Source organism: Streptomyces sp. MUM 2J (assembly GCF_022414535.1).
Lineage (GTDB): Bacteria > Actinomycetota > Actinomycetes > Streptomycetales > Streptomycetaceae > Streptomyces.
Genome location: NZ_JADWYM010000091.1, coordinates 1 through 4,123 on the forward strand (window position 1 = coordinate 1; position 4,123 = coordinate 4,123).

Annotated in this window: 3 protein-coding genes; 2 read left to right on the forward strand and 1 reads right to left on the reverse strand. The window is 69.8% G+C overall.

Annotated elements, in window-relative coordinates:
- Positions 1-556: transposase (locus I3F54_RS31710; protein WP_240122380.1), on the forward strand; the 556-nt coding region annotated here is incomplete at its 5' end.
- Positions 557-948: 392 nt separating this feature from the next.
- A complete protein-coding gene (locus I3F54_RS31715) occupies positions 949-2,343 on the forward strand; it encodes a DUF1214 domain-containing protein (RefSeq protein WP_240122381.1) in 1,395 nt (464 codons plus the stop codon).
- A gap of 251 nt (positions 2,344-2,594) precedes the next feature.
- Here I3F54_RS31715 and I3F54_RS31720 read toward each other — a convergent pair whose 3' ends face one another.
- Positions 2,595-3,977: an L-serine ammonia-lyase gene (locus tag I3F54_RS31720; protein ID WP_240122382.1), complete on the reverse strand. Its 1,383-nt coding sequence runs from the start codon at positions 3,975-3,977 to the stop codon at positions 2,595-2,597.
- Positions 3,978-4,123: the final 146 nt, after the last annotated feature.

Sequence of the window (4,123 nt, forward strand, 5' to 3'; positions counted from 1 at the left end):
CGACCTGCTTGGACCTGTCGGCCTGGACACCGTCCACGAACGACAGGAGGGCGAGCACATTCCCCAGGGCGCCTTCGCCGTCGACTGGGACGCAAGGAAGGTCACCTGCCCGCAAGGAGCGACCAGCGTCAGCTGGTCCGATCAGCGCAAAGCCAGCGGCACCGCGATCACCCGGGTGCACTTCGCGCTCCAGGACTGCGATCCGTGCCCGTTCCGGGCGCGGTGCACGAAGGCTGCGAACGGCAGATACGGCCGCAGCCTGACGCTCTTGTCCCGAGAGCAACAGCAGGTCCTCGAACAGCGACGCATCGAGCAGCAGACCGACGACTGGAAGGCCCGCTACGACGTCCGGGCAGGCGTCGAGGGCACCATCTCCCAAGCCGTCCGCCGCACCGGCATCCGCCGCACCCGCTACATCGGCCTGCCCAAGACCCACCTCGGCAACGTTCTGGCCGCCACCGCGATCAACCTCATCCGACTCGATGCCTGGCTGACCGGAACACCACTCGGCGAGACCCGCATCTCACACCTCGCCCGACTCGAACTCGCCGCCTAACGACAAGGCCATGCCCGGTTTGCAGGTTTCCCAACGGAGTCGTGAACGCCGGGGCTTTCTGCAGGAGTCTCGGTAAGTGCAGGTGATATCCAGCCAGTCCATACATCGCACGGGCTGACGCCAGGATGAAGGTCATCCTCCGCCGCAAGTGGCCGAGCAGCTTGTGGGACCGCTGCGAAGCAGCGGCTTCCGCTGATCGTTTCGTCGCGGGCCACCCGCATATTCCTGACACGCCGTCAGTATTGGACCTCACGTCGGCGCCACGACCGGCAGACTGTCCCCGTACCCGCCGGTCCGACGCGGGTGCCGATCGCGGACCGGGGAGAGGCTCGCCCGGGGCACCGGTCCGGCGGCCGAGGCTGCGACACTCCTGAAGGGAACTCTGGCAGTTCATGCTGCACCTCACGACGCACACCCGATGGAAATGGCTGATATGGCTCCTGGCCCTCGGCATGGTCCTTGGCGCCTCCCCTGCGCAGGCGGAAACCACCCAGCGCCAATCCGACGCCTACTGCGTGTCCCGGTCCTACATCGAGCGGTTCTATCCGCGCTGGTTCAGTTACGAACAGACCCGTCTGCTCGGCAGCGGCAACGCGCTCTTCGGACCCGACCGGGTGACCCCGCTGTACGGCGCGGTCGTCGCGATCAACGTCGACACCCTCTACGCCAGCGCGGTCGTCGAGCCAGCCCGCCAGCCGGTGATCCTGACCATCCCGGAGACCTCCGTCTCCTACTCCCTGCTGACCGCGACCCCCTTCGGGGACGTCTTCGACTCGGGCATCCCCGCGGGCCAGGCGGGCACCTACGCGATCACCGCGCCGGACTGGCACGGCAAGCTCCCGCGCGGGACCACCCGGATCACCGTCCCCTACTCCCAGTCCTACTGGATCTTCCGGGCCGACAAGTACGCCAGCGACGGCCAGAACATGACCGCGGAAGCCGAAGAGTTCCGGCGCAACCTGCACATGGCGACCCTGTCCGACTACCGGACCGACCCGGAGTCCGGACCCACGAAGATCGTGCCCGAGGCGCTGTTCGCCATCCGGTACAAGGTGATCGCCGACAACCTGGTCCGCTACCTGCCGATCTCCTTCCTGCGCCAGCTGCAGACCGCCATGCACGACCCGGGCACGCCCCCGCTGACCCCTGAGGACAAGGCGGTGGCCGCGAAGTTCGATCGCCTCTTCGGCGACGGGAGGGACCTGTCGCCGGAAGAGCGCGAGCAGTTCGCCCAGGGTGCGCGGGACGGCCACACTCAGATCGTGGACAACTACCTCGACCACACCGGTGACACCAACTGGGTCAACTTCCGCAACATCGGGAACTGGGCGCCCTCGGCCTACCTGGACCGCTCGTCGATCGCCGAGTTCCTCCAGTGGGGCAACGGCTATCCCACCGCCGCCTACTGGCACGCCTTCAAGGACCGTTCCGGGGCCGCGCTCAACGGGGCCGAGCACGGCTACGTGCTGACCTTCCCCGCCGGGGCGCTGCCGGAGGTCAGCCGGTTCTGGTCCCTCACGGCGTACACCCCGGAGGCGGTCACCCTCATCCCGAACGAGGCCGACAAGTACGCCGTGGCGAGCTACACCCCGGGGCTGGAGTGGAACAAGGACGGATCGTTGTCCATCTACCTGTCCCGCACCCGGCCGCAGGGAGTGAACCCGGCGAACTGGCTGCCCGTGGGTGACGGCCCGTTCAACATCATGCTCCGCGCGTACGGCCCGCAGGGTGCCGCGCTGGACGGCAGCTACGTCCCGCCCGCCGTCGACGTGCTTCCGATCAGCTGATCCGTCAAGCCGCCCGCCCGGCCGCGGACCGGATGGGCGGCGGCCACGTCGTTGGAGGACGACCGGCGGGGCGGCCACGCCGGCGGTCGCGTACGCGTGTCCGCCGCGAGGCCGTGGCCGCCGGGCCGGCGGCGGCGAGCATCCCTCGGGCCCGCAGCTCGTCCAGGTCGGGAAGACGGGCTCCCGGAGGGACATCGGCAAAGCCGACCGGGCAGCAGGAATGCCGCCGTCTTCCCGATCCGTCCGCCTCCTCAGCACTCGACGACGTTGACGGCGAGCCCGCCGCGCGCGGTCTCCTTGTACTTCACCTTCATGTCGGCGCCGGTCTCCTTCATGGTCTTGATGACCTTGTCGAGGGAGACCTGGTGGCGGCCGTCGCCGCGCAGGGCCATCCGGGCGGCGGTGACGGCCTTCACCGCGGCCATGCCGTTGCGCTCGATGCACGGGATCTGGACGAGGCCGCCGACCGGGTCGCAGGTGAGGCCGAGGTTGTGCTCCATGCCGATCTCGGCGGCGTTCTCGACCTGTTCGGGGCTGCCGCCGAGAACCTCGGCGAGCCCTGCCGCGGCCATGGAGCAGGCGGAGCCGACCTCGCCCTGGCAGCCGACCTCGGCGCCGGAGATGGACGCGTTCTCCTTGAACAGCATGCCGATGGCGCCCGCCGCGAGCAGGAAGCGGACGATGCCGTCCGCGTCGGCGCCCGGACGGAAGTCGAGGTAGTACCGCAGGACGGCCGGGATGATGCCCGCCGCGCCGTTCGTCGGAGCGGTGACGACCCGGCCTCCCGCGGCGTTCTCCTCGTTCACGGCCATGGCGTACAGGGCCACCCACTCCATCGCACGACCTGCCGCATCGCCCTCGCTCCGCAGCGCCCTGGCCACCGCGGCGGCCCGACGACGGACCTTCAGGCCGCCGGGGAGGATGCCCTCGCGGCCCAAGCCGCGGGAGACACAGGCCTCCATGACCCGCCAGATCTCCAGCAGGCCCGCGCGGATCTCGTCCTCGGTGCGCCAGGCACGCTCGTTCTCCAGCATCAACGCGGAGATCGACAGGCCGGTCTCCCGGGAGAGCCGCAGCAACTCGTCGCCGGTGCGGAACGGATGGGCCTGCACCGTGTCGTCGGGCTTGATCGGGTCAGCGCCGGCCGCGTCCTCGTCGACGACGAAGCCGCCGCCCACCGAGTAGTACGTCTTCTCCAGCAGCGGCAGTCCGTCGGCGTCGTACGCGAAGAGGATCATGCCGTTGGCGTGGTAGGGCAGCGAGCGCCGCCGGTGCAGGACCAACTGGGTCGAGGTGTCGAAGTCGATCTCGTGGGCCGGGCCGATCTCGGCACCGAGGAGGCGGACGCGCCCGGTGCTGCGGATACGTTCGACGTCCAGGTCGGCCCGGGCGACATCGACCGTATGCGGCTCGTTGCCCTCCAGGCCGAGCAGCACCGCCTTGGGGGTGCCGTGGCCGTGACCGGTGGAGCCGAGTGAGCCGAACAGCTCCGCCCGTACCGCGGCGGTCTGGGCGAGCACGCCGTCCTGCTTCAGCCGGGCGACGAACATCCCGGCGGCGCGCATCGGACCGACCGTGTGCGAGCTGGACGGGCCGATGCCGATGGAGAACAGGTCGAAGACGCTGATTGCCACGCCGTACTCCGTGGGATGGGGAGAGGCGTGCCGAGCGGTCACGGGCACGCCCCTGCGGGAGGTTGTCGGTTACAGACCGGGGTAGAGCGGGTGCTGGTCGGCGAGCGCTCGCACGCGCGCCCTCAGGGGCTCGGCGTCGGTCTCCC

Bases quoted from the DNA above. Each gene is read 5' to 3' on its own strand.
- I3F54_RS31715 (WP_240122381.1), top strand. From the start codon at position 949: ATGCTGCACCTCACGACGCACACCCGATGGAAATGGCTGATATGGCTC.